Here is a 16,672-nt window from a genome sequence, read left to right on the forward strand (position 1 = left end):
GGCCATCGCTGCAATGCGTTTCTTCCCCGTGGGGTGCCTCGCCCGGCAGCGGGGCGCTCGCTCGGGTCGGCGAGAAAATCGTCGTAACAGACAGCGGAAGGCCGGGCGTCACCATCACGGTGACTCCCGGCCGGTGATCCCCTCGCCTCAGTCGTCACCCCGGTCCGGCGCGCCGACCAGCGCCTCCATCATGTCGACAGCGCTTCCGTCGTGGTCGCTGCCCGCGGTGCCGCTGCTTCCCTGCTGGACGTTGGCCGCCCGGTCGACCTCGAGGATCGAGTCGGCGTGCGAGTTGTCGACCACGGTGATCAGGCTGCCTTCGGCGACCGCCGGCGCTGTGGCGGCGCCCAGCAGGGCGGCCGCCAGGACCGTCGCCGTCCTCAGCCGGGACGCGATCGGGCTCACGCGTTCACGCTCTCTGGCGCGGGGCGCAGGCGCGCGATGTTCCGCTCCAACAGTTCGGTCGAGGCGCGCACGCCGATGCCGCTCGCCGCGTCCACTTGGGGAAGCCTGCCGTCGGCGCGCTTGAGGTCGGCGAGCGCGGAGTCCATCGCCGCGTGCGCGGCGAAGAGACACGGCGTGCTGTAGACCGCGACGTTCACGCCCAGGTCGGACAGTTCGCTCAGCGAGAGCCTGGGGGACTTGCCGCCGGCGATCTGGTTGAACAGCAGCGGCTTGTTCCCCACCACGTCACGGATCCGGCGGATCCACTCCACGGTGCGGACCCCGTCGACCAGGATCACGTCCGCGTCGGTGGCGGCCAGCGTGCCGGCCCGCCGCAGGATGTCGTGCTCGTCGGTGGCGTCGGTACGGGCCACCACGACCATGTCGCGCCGGGTGGCCAGCACCATCTCCAGTTTCGCCAGGTACTCGTTCAGCGGCAGTACCTGCTTGCCGTCGGCGTGCCCGCACCGGCGCGGCCGCTTCTGGTCCTCCAGGATCACGCCCGAGGCCCCGATGCGCTCGAGGCCCTCCACCACATGACAGGCGACCTCCGGATCGACGTACCCGTCGTCGATGTCCACCAGCAGGTGCTGCTGCGGGAACGCTCCCCGCAGCCGCTGGACGAACGCCACCATGTCCGGCCAGGCGATGAAACCGATGTCCGGCAGCCCGTAGTGCGAGGCCGCGAAGCCGAAGCCCGAGACGAACATCCCGTCGTAGTGCTCCGCCGCGATCGATGCCGAGTACATGTCGTACACGCCGATCAGCGGGGTCGTTCCCGGGTCGGCGATCCGCTCCCGCAACTTGTTCCCGTAAGTCACCGTCCGGCTCCTCCAATGGAGTCGAGGGGTCAACACGCCAGGTGCAAGAAAGCCGTTGCGACACAACGGCCCTTTACGAAGACAAAAGGATCTCTATGTCGACGCGCGGCTTCCTCCAGGTGAAGGCTTTGCTCACCCCAATGGCGCAACCGGTTCACCGGAGAAACGTCACTGGTCCCGCAGCCGTGCCGCCCAGGCGATGCCGCCGCCCAGATGGGCACGGAAGTGAGGGTCGGCGTAGGCCTGGGAGGCGTGCCCGAGAGCCGTGTAGAAAACGCGTCCCCGGCCTTGTTCACGGCACCAGGCCAGCGGGTGGTCGGCTCCCATTCCGCCCCCCGTGTAGGACGACTCGTCGGCGACGGCGAGAACACGTACCCGACCGCGCGGGTTGGCGCGGAAGTCGTACCACTCGTCGGAGAAGTCCCAGACGGCCGGCAGCGAGCGGGTCGCGGGGTGGTCGTGGTCCTCGATCACCACTTTGCCCGACTGGTACTCGGGGTGGCGGGCGAAGCGGGCGCCGAGGAGTTCGCCGTAGTACGGCCAGTCGTACTCGGTGCAGGCCGCCGCGTGCACCCCGGCGAAACCGCCGCCCGCCTCGACGTAACCGGCGAGTCGTTGCTGCCCTGCCGTGGTCAGCACCTCGCCGCTGGTGGAGAGGAAGACCACGGCCGCGTACTCGTCCAGCGAGGCCTCCAGGGCCGCCGGGTCCTCGGTGTGGTGGACGGCGAACTCGCCCGACCCGCGCACGGCGGCGATGGCATCAGGGATGGAGTCGTGGCGGTAATCGGTTGTGCGGGTGTACACGAGCAGGCGGGCGGTCATGGGGACGAGCCTAGGCGGACGAGAGTTCGGGTCCCAGGGAGATGATCAGGACGAAAAATTTCGGAGGTGGGTGTTGCTTTCGGAGTCGGTGGGACGGGCTCGACCCCCTTCCGGATGTCGGCGCCCGGCCGGCGAGACCCGCGTGATGCGTCGATACCGTCCGGTCTGCGCTCCCGGCCGCGGAGGCCCTGTGTACCTCAGGCAGGCTGCTGAGCAGGGGTGTAACCGTTTGCTCGTGTTGCGCGGGCTCCCCTGAGGTGACCGGCACTCCCGCGCGAGGCCCCGGTGCAAGCGAGTCCACCGCTTTCATCTGGTTTCCGACGCCGCCCCGCCGCCGATCGCCCCCGGCCGTCACCGACGGCGAGCGCGGATCGGCCGCCACGCCAGCCGTGCCGGTGCGGCGTGGGTACCGTACGGCGCATAAAACCCGCACCCCAGCCTGCCGCACGGGCGTTCCACAGGGCGCGGCCCTTTCGGAGACCGGGCGCGTAGGCTCGGGCGGGATGAACACCATTCCCGCACGCCTCGACCACATCGTCCTCGCAACGCCCGATCTGGCGGCGACGGTCGCCGAGTTCACCCGGCGCACGGGAGTGGCCCCGGCGCCGGGCGGTGTGCATGTCGGGCTCGGCACCCGCAACTACCTGGTCGACCTGGGTCATCGCGCATATCTGGAGATCATCGGCCCTGATCCGGAACAGCCTGCACCGTCCTACCCACGTCCCTTCGGCGTGGACGCGCTCACCTCCGCGCGGACGATCACCTGGGCCGTCAGCCCGCCCGATCTGGACGCGACGGTCGAGGCCGCCCGCTCGCGGGGCTACGACACCGGTGGCGTACGGGAGATGAGCCGGCGTCGACCCGACGGCACCCTGCTGCGATGGCGGCTGACCGACGGCGGCTCCCCCCATCCGTCCGGCCTGGTGCCCTTCCTCATCGACTGGGGCAGCACGACCCATCCCTGCGCCTCAGGCCTGCCCGTCAGTCTCCTGCTGGAACTGACCGCCACCGCTCCCCACCCCGAAGAGATCCACCCCGTGCTGACCACCCTCGGCACCGACCTCGCTCTCACCGAGGGCCCGGCGGGACTCTCGTTCACGGTGGACACACCCAACGGACCGGTGACCTTCGGCTGACCCGGGAAGCTCCCGCCCTCAACAGGCGCGGCCGTCCGCTCTCGGCCACTCCAGGCAAACGGAGCGGCCCGATCGAGGTCGGCATCGGTGAACCTCGCGACGGCGACCGTCCCCTCCTCGTGCGGGCTCCGGAGCCAACCGACAGCAGGCTCCCTCCGAGCCCTGGCGGGCGCGCGTCGGCCCGCTCTCGCAGCCGGCGGCCTGGAAGGTGATCGGCAACAACGCTCAGCCGGTCGTCGAGACGGGGCCGGGTTCCGTGTCCGCGGGGTCGGGCATCCGCCCTCCGGCGCCGTCCGGGCGTACGGAAAGGTTTTCCGGGGACGTGTCCGTTTCTTTCAAGACCAGCCGCGGCAGCGCTGCCTACCGTTGCCGTATGAGTCCACGATTCGATGCCATCGGCCTGGTCGTATCCGACATGGCCGCGTCCGTCACCTTCTACCGTCGGCTCGGTTTCGCCTTTCCCGAGGGGGCCGAGCAAGAACCGCACACCGAGGCCGAACTGCCCGGTGGACTGCGGCTGTTGCTGGACACCGAGGACACCGTCCGCTCGTTCAACCCGGGATGGCAGCCGCCGTCCGACGGTGGCCGGACCTCACTCGCGCTGCGCTGTGACACACCGGGCGAGGTCGACACGGTGTACGAGGAGTTGCTGGGCGCCGGCCACCAGGGTGACCTGAAGCCGTGGGACGCCTTCTGGGGCCAGCGCTACGCCGTCGTGCTCGACCCCGACGGCAACGGCGTCGACCTGTTCGCGCCGCTCCCTCAGTAGCGCAGCCCGCTCAGCGCAGGAGAGCGCCCAGCGTGAGGCCCGTGAACTCCCTGACATCACGGGAGAGATGGGCCTGGTCGGCGTAACCGGCCCGGTTCGCCGTGTCCGCGTACGGCACACCCTGCCGGGCCAGCGCCAGAGCCCGTTGCAGGCGCAGGATCCGGGCCAGCGTCTTGGGTCCGTAGCCGAAGGCGGCCAGCGAACGGCGATGCAACTGGCGTGCCCCAAGGCCTAGTTCGTCGGCCGTTTCGGCTACCGCCCGACCTGCGGCGAGGGCGGTGACCAGTCGGCGCAGCGTCCGGTCCGGCGGCGCCGCCCTCTCCAGCGCCAGCTCCTCCAGTGCCACCGCCGGGTGCGGGGCCGCGGCGACCCGGCCGGTAAGGCGGCGCACCTCCGATGCGGTCCAGAGGTCGGCCAACTCGACACGGCGATCGCGTAGTTCATGGGCCGGTACGCCGAGCAGTGCGGGCGCGGTGCCTGGGAACAGGCGGATGCCAACCCAGGTCACGGGCGGGCCGTCGGGTACGTGAGCGTGGGTGTCCGGTCCGGCGACCAGCAGTCTGCCTTCGTGCCACAGCAGGTCCATACAGCCGTCCGGGAGCACGGGAAGCGTGCCGGATGCCGCGGACGGCGTGTTCGTCCACACCACCGCCCCGACCAGCCGGGAGGGCCGTTCCTCGTACATGTACGCCAGGCTACGCCGCCGGGATCCGGGGCGCCGGGACGGAGCCGCGGCGCTCCCCTGTCCCGCTTTCACCAGTGCCTCCTGCATGGAGGGAGCCTCCGTCCGTCCGGTGTGGCAGCGTCCGTTCCGCGACCGGAAACCGGATTGCCCATGTCGCGACGCTCCATCCGGCGGCTCGCAGCGAAACAGGCCGCTGCAGTGCCGCTCGCCACTACGGCGAGGAAACCGCATACCGCAAGGCCAACCAGCGCTTTCACCACCCCGGTCCGGAGAGCGTCGTAGGCATGGCATGAGGCCTCGCTACCGCCAGCGACCAAACGCGGCCGGAAACGCGTTTCCCCGCCTTTCCCGGCCTTTCCTTCGCATGCGCCCGCCCCAGCAGGGCACCACACCGCCCCCACCAGCACCCCGGCCGTCCCAACCGGTCCATCCGTCCGGGTGCCCCCTCCCCCGGGCCCGCTAAGCCACCCGCGTCCGGTGTTCCTGTGGGCTGACGCCGTACACCCGCTTGAAGGCGCTGGACAGGGCGAAAGCGCTCCCGTAACCGACCTGGCGGGCGATCGCGCCGATCGTTTCCTCGGTGTCGCGCAGTCGGTCGGCCGCGAGGGCGAGGCGCCACCCGGTGAGGTAGGCCATCGGGGGTTCGCCCACGAGCTCGCTGAAGCGGCGGGCCATGGCCGCCCGGGAGACACCGGCCTTCGCGGCGAGGGAAGCGACGGTCCAGGGGTGCGCCGGGTCGTCCTGGACCAGCCGCAGAACGCGGCCCACGACCGGGTCGGCCAGCGCCTGGTACCAGGCCGGCGCCGCCGCTTCCGGGCGGGAGAACCAGGCCCGCAGCGCGGCGATGACCAGGAGGTCGAGCAGACGGTCCAGGACGACCTCCTGACCGGGTTCGTCGCGGACGATCTCCTCCATGAGCAGAGGGGTGAGCGGGCACTGCCAGACGTCGGAGGTCAGGGACAGCAGTGGGGGCAGCGCATCCAGCAGTCGGCCGCTGATCTCGCCCTGCATCAGGTACGTGCCGATCAGCACGACAGTGGAGCCGTCCAGCCGGTCGCCCCAGGTGCGCACGCCCAGGTCCATGGAGCCGTTCAGGAGGCTCCCGTCGGGGTACGCACACTGTCCGCCGGGAAGGATCAGCGCCTGCGGGGGCGTGCCGGGGGCATCGGCGCAGGTGTAGGGGGCGGGGCCGCGCGCGATGGCGAGGTCGCCGGCCCGCAGGCGGACGTCCTCCCCCTCGTCCGGGACGACCCAGCCCTCGCCGCGCACCATGAGCATCACCGTCAGCGGGGCGCGGTCCTCGACCCGTACGGCCCAGGGCGGGTCGAAGCACGCGCGGATCATGAGGGCGCCACGCGCGCGTGGGCCCTCCAGCAGGCCGGCAAGGGGGTCCCCCCGCCTGAGCATGTTCGAGCGTGGAGGAGCGTCCATGCGGCCAGCGTAGACGCGCGCTTATGGGAATGAGCCGTTCAGCGATGGGACCGTGCGGCGTACGGCAGTTGACTGAACGCATGACACAGAACACGGCACAGCGGATGACGGTGGTGGTGACCGGCGCGTCCGGTCGTACGGGCAGCCGGGTGGCGCAGGCGGCCGAGGCGGCCGGGCTGACGGTGCGGGCGGCCTCGCGGGCCCAGGGGTTCGACTGGCACGACGGCTCGACGTGGGCGGACGTGCTGCGCGGCGCGGACGCGGCGTACCTGGTGTATCCCTCGGACGTGGGAGCGCCGGACGCGGCCGACGCGGTGGGGCGGTTGGCCCGGGAGGCGGTCGCGCTCGGGGTGCGGCGGCTGGTGCTGCTGTCGTCGCGGGGTGAGGAGCGGGCGCTGCCGACCGAGGAGGCGCTGCGGGCGTCGGGTGCGGACTGGACGATCGTACGGGCCGCGTGGTTCGCGCAGAACTTCAGTGAGGGGCCGCTGGTGGAAGGGCTGCGGCAGAGCGGGGAGCTGGTGTTCGCGGGTGGGGAGGTGCCGGAGCCGTTCGTCGACCTGCGGGATGTCGCCGACGTGGTGGTGAAAACGCTTACCGAGGGCGACCGGTACGTCGGTCAGACACTCGAGGTGTCGGGGCCTCGGCTGCTGACGTTCCGGGAAGCGGTTGCGGAAGTCGGGCGGGCGGCCGCGCGCGAGCTGACGTACACGCCCGTACCGGCGCCTGAGTACGGTGAGCAGTTGGCCGGGTTCGGGGTGCCCGCGAAGGAAGTCGCGTTTCTGGTGGAGCTGTTCGAATCGCTGCTGGACGGTCGTAACGCCTATCTCTCGGAGGGCGTCCGACAGGTGCTCGGCCGCGAGCCGCGTGACTTCACGGAGTTCGCGAAGGAGTCGGCGGGGGCGGGCGTCTGGAAAGCTTAGGTTCCGCGTTTCCGGGAGCGCTCCGGTGCTGGGGCTCGCTCCTCCTCGGTTCGCTCCCCGGGGACGCACCTCTCCGAGAACTCACCTCTCCGGGGGCTGTTCCTCCCCGTTTCCGCCGTTTCCCCCGTGGCCCTTCGGAGCACTCTTCGCATGCGTCCGGAAACGTCCCGTCACGTCCTCCGGTGGAAGAAAGCGGGACCACCGCTCGGGAAACTCGGACGGCATGTCGGGATCGTCGGGGTCGTCGTCCCCGTGGGAGCGCATCGCCGCCATGCGGGCGACGTACTCCGCGGCCTCCTCCTCCCGGAGCCGTTCGTTGGCGGCACGGGCCGCGGCCGTCGCGGCGGCCGGCCAGACCCGGTCGATCGCGGCGTTGACGGCGGCGCCGACCAGCACGGCGAACGCGGACACGCCGATCCACAGCAGCACGGCGACGGCGGCGGCGAGGGAACCGTAGATCGTGGCGCCCTCGATCGTGTTCGTCAGATAGATGCGCAGCAGGAAACTGCCGAGTACCCACATGGCGAGGGCGACGAGCGCGCCGGGGACGTCCTCGATCCACGGTGAGCGCACGGGTACGGAGACGTGGTAGAGCGTGGTCAGGAACGCGACGGACAGGACGATCACGACCGGCCAGTACAGGACCTGTACCACGGTGGTCGACCAGGGGACGATCCGTACCACCGCGTCCGGCCCGGCGACCATCAGCGGCAGCGCGACCGAGCCGATCAGCAGGGCCCCGACGAACAGCAGAAAGGCCACCAGCCGTGTCTTGACGATGCCGCGCACGCCGTCGAGGCCGTACATCACGGTGATGGTGTCGATGAAGACGTTCACCGCGCGCGAGCCCGACCAGAGCGCGAACAGGAAGCCGATGGAGATGACGTCGGGGCGGCCGCCCTTCATCACGTCGTCGAGGATCGGCTGGGCGATCTGCCTGACGCCCTTGTCCGAGAGGACCGTGCGCGAGGCGTCGAGGAGGTTGGCCTCCAGGCTGGTGATGGTGTCGGTACCGGTCCAGTCGTCGACATAGCCGAGCAGCCCGATGAGGCTGAGCAGCAGCGGCGGCACGGACAGCAACGTGAAGAAAGCGGCTTCGGCGGCGAGACCGAGGATGCGGTACTCGATGCAGGTGTTGGTGGTGTCCTTCAACAGCAGCCAGGCTGTCCGTCGCTTGGAAACGTTGCGGTAAAGGGCACGCGCCCGGTGGAGACGCCCGGTGGGGCTCCCGGGTTGCTCGGGTGACTGACTTCCTGGCTGCACGCCCTAAAGGTATCCGCCGTTCGGGGCTGCACTCACCTCCGGCAAGGCCACTTCACCGGGTCGGGGAGCGGCACGCGCGCTCCTGGGTGGCCATGACCGTCGTACCCGGGGGTAGGTTCTGGCTATGGCAGGCACCACGCACACCGTGACCAACCAGCCCCCGCCCCTGACCGGGTACGACGTGTACGGCGCCGATCAGGCGCTGGTGGCGGCCGTGGAACGGCATCTCGATCCGGAACTCCTGGACGAGGCGCACGGCGAGTTGTCGGCGCTCGGCCGGGCGGCCGGCTCGGAGCAGCTGCACGAGTGGGCGGTACAGGCCAACGAGTATCCGCCGAAACTGTGTACGCACGACCGCTACGGGAACCGCATCGACGAGGTCGACTTCCATCCGGCCTGGCACCGGCTGCTCGGCAAGGGGGTCGGAGCCCATCTGACGGATGCCTGGGTGCGGCCGGGCGGGCATGTGCGTCGGGCGGCGGGTTTCCTGGTGTGGACCCAGGTGGAGGCGGGCAACGGCTGTCCGCTGTCGATGACCCACGCGGCGGTGCCCGCGCTGCGCGCCGATCCGGAGCTGGCCGCCGAATGGGAGCCCCGGCTGACGTCCACGATCTACGACCGTGAGCTGCGGCCGGCCCGGCTGAAGGCCGGGGCGCTGTTGGGCATGGGTATGACAGAGAAACAGGGTGGCAGCGACGTACGGGCGAACGCGACGGTCGCCACTCCTCTCGCCGAGGACGGGACGTACGAACTGACCGGTCACAAGTGGTTCTGCTCGGCGCCCATGTCGGACGGTTTCCTGGTGCTGGCGCAGGCAGCCCCTCTCCGGGGCGAAGGCGGACTCACCTGTTTCCTCGTGCCGCGCGTGCTGGAAGACGGTACCCGTAACGTTTTCCGCCTCCAGCGGCTCAAGGACAAGCTGGGAAACAGGTCCAACGCGTCCGCCGAGGTCGAGTTCGACGGGACATGGGCCCGCCGGGTCGGTGAGGAGGGGCGCGGGGTGCGCACCATCATCGACATGGTGGCGGCGACCCGGCTCGACTGTGTGCTGGGCTCGGCGGGGCTGATGCGGCAGGCGGTGGCGCAGGCGATCCATCACTGCACCCACCGTGAGGTGTTCGGCGGGAAACTCGTCGACAAGCCGCTGATGCGCAACGTTCTGGCCGACCTCGCGCTGGAGTCGGAGGCGGCGACCGTGCTCGCGCTGCGGCTCGCGGCGGCCTATGACGACGATGGGGAGCAGGAGCGGGCGTTGCTGAGGATCGCGGTGCCGGCGGCCAAGTACTGGGTGACCAAGCGCTGTGCGCCGGTGGCGGTGGAGGCGTCGGAATGCCTGGGTGGAAACGGTTACGTCGAGGAGTCGGGGATGCCCCGGCTGGTGCGCGAGTCGCCGTTGAACTCGGTCTGGGAGGGCGCGGGCAACATCCAGGCTCTGGACGTGGTGCGCGCACTGCAACGGGAGCCGCAGGCGCTGAACGCCTACCTCCAGGAGGTGGGGCAGGCGCGCGGGGCCGATCACCGGCTGGACAAGGCGATCAAGAGTCTGCTGACGGAGCTGGCCGATCTGGGCGGCGTCGAGGGACGGGCGCGCCTGCTGGCGGAGCGGTTCGCTCTGGTGCTTCAGGGGGCACTGCTCGTACGATTCGCGCCGCCGGAGGTCGCCGACGCGTTCTGCGCCTCGCGGCTGGGCGGGGACGGGGGCGCGGCCTTCGGGACTCTGCCCCACACGCTCGACCTGGCGTCGATCGTCGAGCGGGCCGAACCCCGCCGCTGACCGCGCCGGCCTGCGCGAACAGGAAGCGGGGGTGGTGCTGCGCCGACACGGCACCACCCCCGCCGCAATGGCCCTGCGAGGCCAGAATCGCCGCTCGGGACGGCGTGGCTCAAGTTTCAAACACCCTGTGGATGTTCACCAGGGTTGCAGGGGGTTGCAACTTGTCGGTGGTTGTGACCGGACTGTGCCCCTCCGTCACCTGTGGACGGCAAGATGGGGCCTTCAGCAAGACCGGAAACAGTCGGCGCAGAAACTTGACATCCGGTTGTCCGACTGTGTGTTCCCGGGAGGCCCAGTGGCGATGCCACCGATGAACGTGCCACAGCTCGCGGCCGTCGACGCCGCGCGGGCGGCGCGGGTGCTCAACGAGGTGCGCGACGCCCGGCTGGCCGGCCAGCAGGCGCGAGTCGCCCCGCGCCCCGTGATCGAGCAGTCGTGGGATCGGATGCTGCGCAGCGGCGTCGACCCTGACCACGATTTCCGAGCGGGGCTGCTCAGCGCCGACGAGGTGCGGCGCAGGCGGGAGGAGTCACCGTTGCGGGAGGTGCTGCCGGTGCTGCGCGAAGGGCTGCTGTCGGTCGCGGACGTCGCCCACCACATCATGGTCGTCGCCGACGAGGAGGGCCGGGTGCTGTGGCGTGAAGGCTGCGGACCCGTGCTGCGCAAGGCCGACGGGCTCGGCTTCGAGCTCGGCGCGGACTGGGGCGAGGCCGTGGTCGGCACCAACGGTGTGGGCACGCCGGCAGTGGTGCGCCGTCCCGTGCAGGTGTTCGCCGCCGAGCACTTCGTGCGCTCGCACGCGGCCTGGACCTGCGCGGGCGCCCCGATCACCGACCCGCGCAACGGCCGGCTGCTCGGCGTGGTCGATGTCAGTGGGCCGCTGGAGACGATGCATCCGGCCACGCTCGCCTGGGTCGACTCGGTGGCGAAGCTCGCCGAGTCGAGGTTGCGGGAGAGGCACGTGGGGTCATTGGAGCGGTTGCGCGCGGTGGCGGCACCGGTGCTGGCCCGGCTAGGCGGCCGGGCGGCTGTGGTGGACGGGGACGGGTGGACGGCCGCGGTGACCGGGATGCCGTACGCGAGCCGGATCGCGCTGCCCAAGTCGCCGTCCCCGGGCCGCCGCTGGCTCCCGGCACTGGGGCTGTGCTCGATGGAGCCGCTGGCCGGGGGCTGGCTGGTCCGGTCGGTGGACGAGAGCGCGGAGTCGGCGCCGCACGGCGCGAGCCGGATCGTGCTGGACCTGACCCGGCCCCGGCGCTGGTCGGTGACGGTGTCGGGGGGCGCGGGTTCGTGGTCCCACGAACTCAGTCCCCGGCACGCCGAGTTGCTCTACCTGCTGGCGGCCGACCGGGGTGGCCGCAGCGCGGCGGGCCTGGCCGAGGACATGTTCGGCGACCCGGGCCGTACGGTGACGGTGCGGGCCGAGATGTCCCGGGTACGGCGGTATCTCGGGGGTTTCCTGGAACACCGGCCGTATCGTTTCTGCGAGGACGCCGAGCTCGAGGTGCTCCTTCCGGCGGATCCGAAGGGTCTGCTGCCGCATTCGACCGCGCCCGCGGTGGTGAGAGACCGGGCGGCGGCACCGTAGCGACAACGGTTCACCCGAGTCCTTCCGGTGGCATCTTCCGCATATTTGCGGAGTCTTCGTCCCCACGGCGCCCGACTGCCGTAGCATCCCTGTACGGGTCACCCCACCTGCTCCTCGGTCAACGTACGGATCATCAGGCGCAGTTGGCCCGCCTCGGGAGGGCAAATGAAGCAACGCGGCCGACACCGCCGGCGCAGACGAGGCAGGGCACTGCGTGCGTTCCTGTCCGGAACCGCCCTCGCGCTCACCGCTGCCGCCACCATGATCAGCGCCTCCCAGGCAACGGTCACGGACGACGGGCCCGGGGATCTGAAACCGCTTACCGCCTCGGCCGAGACCGTAAAACTGCGTCTCACGGAGAACCGGGTACCGCAGGCCTCCCTGGACCGGCTCGCCGCGGGAATGGGGCGACCGGTCGGCGTCGGCGCGGTGCTGGACGGGGCCGACCGCACGCTGCGGGACGCGATCGACTGCTCGGCCACCGAGCGCAGGGCTCTGCCCGTCTCCCCCGCGGCCTCGCGTGCCTACTGCTGGAACACGGACGACACCGAGGGCTGGCAGCCGGGCGCGGTCACCACCTCGGGGGACGCGGACGACGACGGCGTCTGGGGCTCGAACCGGGTGATCCTCTCCGGCTGGTCGCGCAGCGGCGGCACGGCCGCCGACCGGGGTCTGGCCCGGGTCGGCTTCGTGAACGCGGGCGACCTGAACCACCTCACCTACACCTGGGCACTGCTCGCCGTCCCGGTGGACGAGGGGCGGGACTTCCGGGGGCTGGTCTCGCATGTCTCCGGGATGGTCTGGTACCAGGACAAGCTTCTGGTCACCGCCGACGACGGGGACCGGGCCGCGCTCTATGTGTACGACATGAACCGGGTCCAGCGGGCCGGCGTCGCCGGTGACGCGGTCGGGCGGGTGCCGGGCGGCTGGTCCGCAAACGGTTACCGCTTCGTACTGCCGGCCATCGGTTCCTACGAACTCAGCGGGGCCTCCGACGTCCCGCACCCCGCAACCGTTTCCCTCGACCGCAGCACCGCGCCGGACAGCCTGGTCGCCGGGGAGTGGACCCTCGACGACGGTGACCGCAAGGCCCGCCTGTGGCGCTACCCCTTCAGCACCGCCCCCGGCCACGAGGGACTGCTCGCCACGAGCGACACCGGCCGGGTACGGGCCTCGGAGGCCTACGAGACGAAGGTGACGGGCGTACGGGGTGTGCTGTCGTACGGGGAGGAGTGGTACGTGACCCGTGCCGCCGGCCCGCGGGACAAGCAGGGGACGCTGTGGCGGCAGGACGCCGGCGAGAGCGACGAGAACAGGACGGACAAGGCCGAGGCGGCCGTGTGCGGCGCCAAGGAAACGCACAGCTGCTGGAGCCCGCAGACCGAATCCCTTTCCTACTGGGAGGCGACCGGCGAGGTCTGGACCCAGTCGGGACGAGTGCTCTTCGCCCTGCCACTGGCCTCGATCGACAGAACAACCGGGTAGATGATTCCCTGACCGGCATGACCAACATCCCCGTGACCACCTGGTCCCTGGAGCAGACCGACCCGAACGACGTCCTTCCGGCCGCCGCGCCCGAGGGCGACGTCCGGATCGTCCGCTCCGAGGTCCCCTCCCCCGAGTTCAGCCGTTTCCTGTACGCGTCCGTCGGCGGGGACATCCGCTGGATCGACCGGCTGCGCTGGACGTACGCGCAATGGCAGGAACATCTGGCGCGTCCGGGGGTCGAGACCTGGGTCGCCTACGACCGGGGTACGCCGGCCGGGTACGTGGAGCTGGAGCCGCAGGACGACGGTGCCGTAGAGATCGTTTACTTCGGTCTGCTCCCGGCCTTCCGGGGGCGGCGCATCGGCGGGCACCTGCTGGCGTACGGCGCCGCCCGGGCATGGGACCTAGCGGACCGCTGGCCGGGGCTGCCGCAGACCAAGCGGGTGTGGCTGCACACGTGCAGCCTGGACGGCGAGCACGCCATGGACAACTATCAGCGACGCGGTTTCAAGCTGTTCGACACCAAGGTCGAGGAGCAGCCCGAGGTGTCCGCGCCGGGCCCCTGGCCAGGCGCTCTCCCCGCCTGACTCCTCGCTCATACCGGCTGTGACCTGCGTCGACAAGAGGCCCCGCGGGTCATGTGACCGACGACACCCATGTCTCACATTCCGGGACAAGGGTGTCCGCATCGCGGACGAAGCTGGACTGTGTCCAGATCGCCGTGACACGCTTTCGCCATGTCCGGAACTGGAATTGCCTTGGTGAGTCGGCGGCACGTCGACCTCGGCCGCATGTCCAGCGCCATCTGTCCGGCGAGCTGACGAGCCGCAGCACCGCCGACATCTCCGTTCGAGCCTCCCGCCTGCGCAATGACGCGCACGTATGCTCCATGCGCCCGCGCGCGCAGGTCAGAGCCGCCTCCCGCCTGTCCCGAAGGACGTATCAACCATGGCCGCCACCCCGCAGAACCCTGCCGCCGCGACTCCACGCCGCAAGGTGAGCCGTCACCGCGGTGAGGGCCAGTGGGCCGCGGGACACCACACCCCGCTCAACGGCAACGAGCAGTTCAAGAAGGACGACGACGGTCTCAATGTGCGGACACGCATTGAGACGATCTACTCCAAGCGGGGCTTCGACTCGATCGACCCCAACGATCTGCGCGGCCGGATGCGCTGGTGGGGGCTGTACACCCAGCGCAAGCCGGGGATCGACGGCGGCAAGACGGCGATCCTGGAGCCGGAGGAGCTGGACGACAAGTACTTCATGCTGCGGGTCCGCATCGACGGCGGCCGGCTCACCACCGCGCAGCTGAGGGTGATCGGCGAGATCTCGCAGGAGTTCGCCCGCGGCACCGCCGACCTCACCGACCGGCAGAACGTCCAGTACCACTGGATCCGCATCGAGGACGTGCCCGAGATCTGGAACCGCCTCGAGGCGGTCGGCCTGTCCACCACCGAGGCCTGCGGTGACACGCCCCGGACCATCCTCGGCTCGCCGGTGGCCGGCATCGCCGAGGACGAGATCATCGACGGCAGCCCGGCCGTCGACGAGATCAGCCGCCGGTTCATCGGCAGCAAGGAATTCTCCAACCTGCCGCGCAAGTTCAAGACGGCGATCTCCGGCTCCCCGCTCCTGGACGTCGCCCACGAGATCAACGACGTCGCGTTCGTCGGCGTCGAGCACCCCGAGCACGGGCCCGGCTTCGACCTCTGGGTCGGCGGCGGACTCTCCACCAACCCGAAGATCGGCGTCCGGCTCGGCGCCTGGGTGCCGCTGGACGAGGTCCCGGACGTCTGGGCGGGCGTGATCGGCATCTTCCGCGACTACGGCTACCGGCGCCTTCGCACGCGGGCGCGCCTGAAGTTCCTGGTCGCCGACTGGGGCCCGGAGAAGTTCCGCCAGATCCTCGAGGACGAGTACCTCAAGCGCAAGCTCGCCGACGGCCCGGCGCCCGCCGCCCCCGTCGAGCGCTGGCGCGACCACGTCGGCGTGCACCGCCAGCAGGACGGCCGTTTCTACGTCGGTTTCGCCCCGCGTGTCGGCCGCGTGGACGGCGCCACCCTGACGAAGATCGCGGAGCTCGCCGAGGCACACGGCTCGGGCCGGGTGCGCACCACCGTCGAGCAGAAGATGATCGTCCTCGACGTCGAGGAGGGGCAGGTCGAGTCGCTGGTCGAGGCGCTGGAGGCGCTGGACCTGACCGCCAAGCCCTCCCCCTTCCGGCGCGGCACCATGGCCTGCACCGGCATCGAGTACTGCAAGCTCGCCATCGTCGAGACCAAGCAGCGCGGCTCCGCGCTCATCGACGAACTCGAGCGCCGCATCCCGGAGTTCGACGAGCCGATCACCATCAACATCAACGGCTGCCCGAACGCCTGCGCCCGCATCCAGGTCGCGGACATCGGCCTCAAGGGCCAGCTGGTCCTGAACGACCGGGGCGAGCAGGTCGAGGGTTTCCAGGTGCACCTGGGCGGCGCGCTCGGGCTGGAAGCCGCTTTCGGCCGCAAGGTCCGTGGTCTGAAGGTCACCTCGGAGGAACTGCCGGACTACGTGGAACGCGTACTGAAGCGGTTCCAGGACGAGCGCGAGGACGGCGAGCGGTTCGCCGTCTGGGCCACTCGCGCCAGCGAGGAGGCCCTCTCATGAGCGAGCGGGCCGCACCCTTCTACTGCCCCTACTGCGGCGACGAGGACCTGCGTCCGAGCGAGCAGGGCCATGGCGCCTGGGAATGCGCGGCATGCAATCGCGCATTCCAGCTGAAGTTCCTCGGGCTGCTCGCCCGGGGCGTTCAGCGCACCGACCCAGGAGGGGACCGGATATGACGACGCTTCAGGAAGGCCGTACGACCGACGAGTTGAAGGCGCTCGCCGAGCAGGCGGGCCGCGACCTGGAGGAGGCCTCCGCGCTGGAGATCCTCCAGTGGGCGGTGGACACCTTCGGCAAGCAGTTCTGCGTGACGTCCTCGATGGAGGACGCCGTGGTCGCGCACCTGGCGTCCCGGGTCCGTAAGGGCGTGGACGTGGTGTTCCTCGACACCGGTTACCACTTCCCCGAGACCATCGGCACCCGGGACGCGGTCGAGGCGGTGATGGACGTCAACGTCATCACGCTCACCCCGCGCCGGACGGTCGCCGAGCAGGACGCCGAGCACGGGCCGAAGCTGCACGACCGCGACCCGGACCTGTGCTGCAAGTTGCGCAAGGTGCAGCCGTTGGAAGAGGGACTCAAGGGCTACCGGGCCTGGGCCACCGGCCTGCGGCGCGACGAGTCCGCGACCCGGGCGGGCACTCCGGTCGTCGGCTGGGACGACAAGCGGCAGAAGGTCAAGATCTCGCCCATCGCCCGCTGGACCCAGGACGACGTCGATGCCTACATCAACGAGCACGGCGTCCTGTCCAACCCCCTGCTGATGGACGGTTACGCCTCCGTCGGCTGCGCCCCGTGCACCCGCCGGGTCCTGGCGGGCGAGGACGCGCGCGCCGGCCGCTGGGCGGGACGCGCGAAGACCGAGTGCGGGCTGCACGGCTGACC

The 16,672-nt window shown here is 70.6% G+C and carries 17 protein-coding genes; 11 read left to right on the plus strand and 6 right to left on the minus strand.

Annotation, left to right across the window (positions count from 1 at the left end; translation table 11 throughout):
* Positions 1-147: 147 nt before the first annotated feature.
* From ACFVYS_RS11215 to ACFVYS_RS11225, 3 genes are all read right to left on the minus strand, one after another.
* Positions 148-405, minus strand: coding sequence for a hypothetical protein (locus tag ACFVYS_RS11215; RefSeq protein ID WP_389500960.1), 258 nt, complete (start codon positions 403-405; stop codon positions 148-150).
* Positions 402-1,265, minus strand: a complete 864-nt coding sequence (locus ACFVYS_RS11220; protein ID WP_389500961.1) for an oxaloacetate decarboxylase — start codon at positions 1,263-1,265, stop codon at positions 402-404. Before ACFVYS_RS11220 ends, ACFVYS_RS11215 begins: the two co-directional genes overlap by 4 nt.
* Before the next feature lie 168 nt (positions 1,266-1,433).
* The gene (locus tag ACFVYS_RS11225; RefSeq protein WP_389500963.1) at positions 1,434-2,087 is read right to left on the minus strand and encodes a ThuA domain-containing protein; all 654 of its coding nucleotides are present in this window, start codon (positions 2,085-2,087) and stop codon (positions 1,434-1,436) included.
* 503 nt (positions 2,088-2,590) lie between these two features.
* On the opposite strand from ACFVYS_RS11225, the gene ACFVYS_RS11230 reads away from it, so the two are divergent.
* A complete protein-coding gene (locus tag ACFVYS_RS11230) occupies positions 2,591-3,223 on the plus strand; it encodes a VOC family protein (RefSeq protein ID WP_389500964.1) in 633 nt (210 codons plus the stop codon).
* Positions 3,224-3,596: 373 nt separating this feature from the next.
* Positions 3,597-3,992 carry a VOC family protein gene (locus tag ACFVYS_RS11235; protein ID WP_389500966.1) on the plus strand — a complete coding sequence of 132 codons (396 nt, stop codon included), beginning with the start codon at positions 3,597-3,599 and terminating at the stop codon, positions 3,990-3,992.
* Positions 3,993-4,002: 10 nt separating this feature from the next.
* Here the strand turns inward: ACFVYS_RS11235 and ACFVYS_RS11240 are convergent, their stop codons facing one another.
* Both ACFVYS_RS11240 and ACFVYS_RS11245 read right to left on the minus strand, forming a co-directional pair.
* Positions 4,003-4,677, minus strand: coding sequence for a helix-turn-helix domain-containing protein (locus ACFVYS_RS11240; protein WP_389500968.1), 675 nt, complete (start codon positions 4,675-4,677; stop codon positions 4,003-4,005).
* Positions 4,678-5,136: 459 nt separating this feature from the next.
* A complete protein-coding gene (locus ACFVYS_RS11245) occupies positions 5,137-6,108 on the minus strand; it encodes an AraC family transcriptional regulator (RefSeq protein ID WP_389500969.1) in 972 nt (323 codons plus the stop codon).
* An 80-nt stretch (positions 6,109-6,188) separates the two neighbouring features.
* Here ACFVYS_RS11245 and ACFVYS_RS11250 point away from each other — a divergent pair, with 80 nt between their 5' ends.
* On the plus strand, positions 6,189-7,028 hold the full coding sequence (locus tag ACFVYS_RS11250) for an SDR family oxidoreductase (protein WP_389500971.1): 840 nt from the start codon (positions 6,189-6,191) through the stop codon (positions 7,026-7,028).
* Positions 7,029-7,109: 81 nt separating this feature from the next.
* On the opposite strand, the gene ACFVYS_RS11255 is transcribed toward ACFVYS_RS11250, so the two are convergent.
* Positions 7,110-8,291, minus strand: a complete 1,182-nt coding sequence (locus ACFVYS_RS11255) for a YihY/virulence factor BrkB family protein (protein WP_389500972.1) — start codon at positions 8,289-8,291, stop codon at positions 7,110-7,112.
* Positions 8,292-8,415: 124 nt separating this feature from the next.
* Between ACFVYS_RS11255 and ACFVYS_RS11260 the strand changes: the two genes are divergently transcribed.
* From ACFVYS_RS11260 to ACFVYS_RS11295, 8 genes are all read left to right on the plus strand, one after another.
* Positions 8,416-10,065 carry an acyl-CoA dehydrogenase family protein gene (locus ACFVYS_RS11260; protein WP_389500973.1) on the plus strand — a complete coding sequence of 550 codons (1,650 nt, stop codon included), beginning with the start codon at positions 8,416-8,418 and terminating at the stop codon, positions 10,063-10,065.
* Between the two features lie 310 nt (positions 10,066-10,375).
* Entirely contained in the window at positions 10,376-11,653 is a 1,278-nt protein-coding gene (locus ACFVYS_RS11265) for a GAF domain-containing protein (protein WP_389500975.1), read from the plus strand.
* A 165-nt stretch (positions 11,654-11,818) separates the two neighbouring features.
* A complete protein-coding gene (locus ACFVYS_RS11270; protein ID WP_389500977.1) occupies positions 11,819-13,138 on the plus strand; it encodes a hypothetical protein in 1,320 nt (439 codons plus the stop codon).
* 17 nt (positions 13,139-13,155) lie between these two features.
* A complete protein-coding gene (locus ACFVYS_RS11275; RefSeq protein ID WP_389500979.1) occupies positions 13,156-13,728 on the plus strand; it encodes a GNAT family N-acetyltransferase in 573 nt (190 codons plus the stop codon).
* 150 nt (positions 13,729-13,878) lie between these two features.
* On the plus strand, positions 13,879-13,962 hold the full coding sequence (locus ACFVYS_RS11280; RefSeq protein WP_309486338.1) for a putative leader peptide: 84 nt from the start codon (positions 13,879-13,881) through the stop codon (positions 13,960-13,962).
* Between the two features lie 127 nt (positions 13,963-14,089).
* Positions 14,090-15,787, plus strand: coding sequence for a nitrite/sulfite reductase (locus ACFVYS_RS11285; RefSeq protein WP_389500981.1), 1,698 nt, complete (start codon positions 14,090-14,092; stop codon positions 15,785-15,787).
* Positions 15,784-15,963 carry a hypothetical protein gene (locus ACFVYS_RS11290; protein ID WP_054243299.1) on the plus strand — a complete coding sequence of 60 codons (180 nt, stop codon included), beginning with the start codon at positions 15,784-15,786 and terminating at the stop codon, positions 15,961-15,963. Before ACFVYS_RS11285 ends, ACFVYS_RS11290 begins: the two co-directional genes overlap by 4 nt.
* Entirely contained in the window at positions 15,960-16,670 is a 711-nt protein-coding gene (locus ACFVYS_RS11295) for a phosphoadenylyl-sulfate reductase (RefSeq protein WP_389500983.1), read from the plus strand. Before ACFVYS_RS11290 ends, ACFVYS_RS11295 begins: the two co-directional genes overlap by 4 nt.
* The last annotated feature ends 2 nt before the right edge of the window (positions 16,671-16,672 follow it).

The sequence above is a fragment of the Streptomyces sp. NPDC058295 genome, from assembly GCF_042880655.1.
Taxonomy (GTDB): Bacteria; Actinomycetota; Actinomycetes; order Streptomycetales; family Streptomycetaceae; genus Streptomyces; species Streptomyces coriariae.

What these genes read in the sequence shown, in the direction of transcription:
- ACFVYS_RS11250 (WP_389500971.1), top strand. Translation starts at nt 6,189, where the DNA reads ATGACACAGAACACGGCACAGCGGATGACGGTGGTGGTGACCGGCGCG.
- ACFVYS_RS11280 (WP_309486338.1), top strand. Translation starts at nt 13,879, where the DNA reads ATGTCCGGAACTGGAATTGCCTTGGTGAGTCGGCGGCACGTCGACCTC.
- ACFVYS_RS11225 (WP_389500963.1), bottom strand. Translation starts at nt 2,087, where the DNA reads ATGACCGCCCGCCTGCTCGTGTACACCCGCACAACCGATTACCGCCAC.
- ACFVYS_RS11240 (WP_389500968.1), bottom strand. Translation starts at nt 4,677, where the DNA reads ATGTACGAGGAACGGCCCTCCCGGCTGGTCGGGGCGGTGGTGTGGACG.
- ACFVYS_RS11275 (WP_389500979.1), top strand. Translation starts at nt 13,156, where the DNA reads ATGACCAACATCCCCGTGACCACCTGGTCCCTGGAGCAGACCGACCCG.
- ACFVYS_RS11270 (WP_389500977.1), top strand. Translation starts at nt 11,819, where the DNA reads ATGAAGCAACGCGGCCGACACCGCCGGCGCAGACGAGGCAGGGCACTG.
- ACFVYS_RS11285 (WP_389500981.1), top strand. Translation starts at nt 14,090, where the DNA reads ATGGCCGCCACCCCGCAGAACCCTGCCGCCGCGACTCCACGCCGCAAG.
- ACFVYS_RS11230 (WP_389500964.1), top strand. Translation starts at nt 2,591, where the DNA reads ATGAACACCATTCCCGCACGCCTCGACCACATCGTCCTCGCAACGCCC.
- ACFVYS_RS11260 (WP_389500973.1), top strand. Translation starts at nt 8,416, where the DNA reads ATGGCAGGCACCACGCACACCGTGACCAACCAGCCCCCGCCCCTGACC.
- ACFVYS_RS11290 (WP_054243299.1), top strand. Translation starts at nt 15,784, where the DNA reads ATGAGCGAGCGGGCCGCACCCTTCTACTGCCCCTACTGCGGCGACGAG.
- ACFVYS_RS11265 (WP_389500975.1), top strand. Translation starts at nt 10,376, where the DNA reads ATGAACGTGCCACAGCTCGCGGCCGTCGACGCCGCGCGGGCGGCGCGG.
- ACFVYS_RS11295 (WP_389500983.1), top strand. Translation starts at nt 15,960, where the DNA reads ATGACGACGCTTCAGGAAGGCCGTACGACCGACGAGTTGAAGGCGCTC.
- ACFVYS_RS11235 (WP_389500966.1), top strand. Translation starts at nt 3,597, where the DNA reads ATGAGTCCACGATTCGATGCCATCGGCCTGGTCGTATCCGACATGGCC.
- ACFVYS_RS11245 (WP_389500969.1), bottom strand. Translation starts at nt 6,108, where the DNA reads ATGGACGCTCCTCCACGCTCGAACATGCTCAGGCGGGGGGACCCCCTT.